General features: G+C 66.9%; 1 pseudogene. It reads left to right on the top strand.

The annotated features are described in order from the left end of the window. The first annotated feature begins 137 nt into the window (after nt 1-137). Nucleotides 138-1377 (top strand): annotated as a pseudogene (locus ACV530_RS36560) (IS256 family transposase). Nucleotides 1378-1433 lie beyond the last annotated feature (56 nt).

The following is a 1433-nucleotide window of genomic DNA, read 5'->3' as shown; positions in this document are numbered from 1 at the left end:
AGGTTGCGTCCTCGGAAGTGGTGTACGGGTTCCTGCCCGTTCCGGGGGTTTGACCCGGTAACAGGGTGAGGGCCGACATAGACAGACGGCCACCGGCTGATCTTCAAGACGACCAAGTCTTCGAAAGGATCAGCGCGATGACCGCACCCGACAGTCTGCCCCTGCACGCCCTCACCGGGGAGAACCTCGCCTCGGCGAGTCCCGACCTGCTCCGCATGATGGTCAAGACGTTCGCCGAGACACTGATGTCTGCGGAAGCCGACGCCCTGTGCGGGGCCGAGTACGGGCAGGTCAGTGAGGAACGCGTCAACTCCCGCAACGGCTACCGGCCTCGTGAGTGGGACACCCGGGCCGGCACCGTCGAGCTGGCCATCCCCAAGCTCCGCACGGGCAGCTACTTCCCCTCCTGGCTGCTCGAGCGGCGCCGACGTGCTGAGCAGGCACTGATCAGCGTGGTCGCCACCGCCTACCTCCTGGGCGTCAGCACACGCCGGGTGGAAAAGCTCGCCGAGTCCCTTGGGGTGACCAAACTGTCGAAGTCCCAGGTCAGCTCCATGGCCAGGCACCTGGACGAGCAGGTGGCAGCCTTCCGCAACCGCCCGCTGGACGCCGGCCCGTATGCGTTCGTGTGGCTGGACGCACTCACCCAGAAAGTCCGCGAAGGCGGCCGCACTGTCAATGTCCACGCGCTGGTCGCGGTCGGGGTGAACGCCGACGGATACCGCGAGATCCTCGGCATCGACGTCGCCTCCTCAGAGGACGGGGCCGGGTGGCTGGCCTTCCTGCGGTCCCTCGTCGCCCGCGGCCTGGCAGGAGTCCAGCTGGTCATCTCCGACGCCCACGCCGGCCTCGTCGAGGCCATCGGAGCGGGCCCTGCCAGGGGCTTCATGGCAGAGATGCAGAGCCCATTACTCGAGGAACCTGGCAACGCAGGTCCCGAAGTCCGCGCAGCCATGGGTGGCGACACTGCTGAGGACGGTGTTCGAGCAGCCCGACGCCGACGCCGTCCACGCGCAGACGATCCACGTCCTGAGCGCACTGGAGGCCAAGTTCCCCAAAGCTGCTGCCCACTTGGACTCGGCACGGCATGACTTGCTGGCCTTCACCGCCTACCCACACGAGGTCTGGCGGCAGATCTGGTCGAACAATCCGCAGGAACGACTGAACAAGGAGATCCGCCGCCGCACCGACGTGGTCGGCATCTTCCCCGACCGCACCGCTGTCATCCGCCTGGTCGGCGCGGTCCTCGCCGAGCAGAACGACGAATGGACCGAAGCCCGCCGCTACATGGGCCGCGACATCCTCGCCAAAGCCCGCCTCCACCCGATCGAGTCAGACAACGGCGAACCCACCGTCGCCACCGAACTCACCGTATAACCTCAGCAAAAGATCGCCGAGTGGCCGTCAGTACACCACTCCAGCGGACGCGACCC

It is taken from the genome of Streptomyces sp. SX-6 (assembly GCF_059089585.1).
Note: the sequence above shows the minus strand (reverse complement) of the source record. Positions and strands in the feature narration are given on the sequence as shown.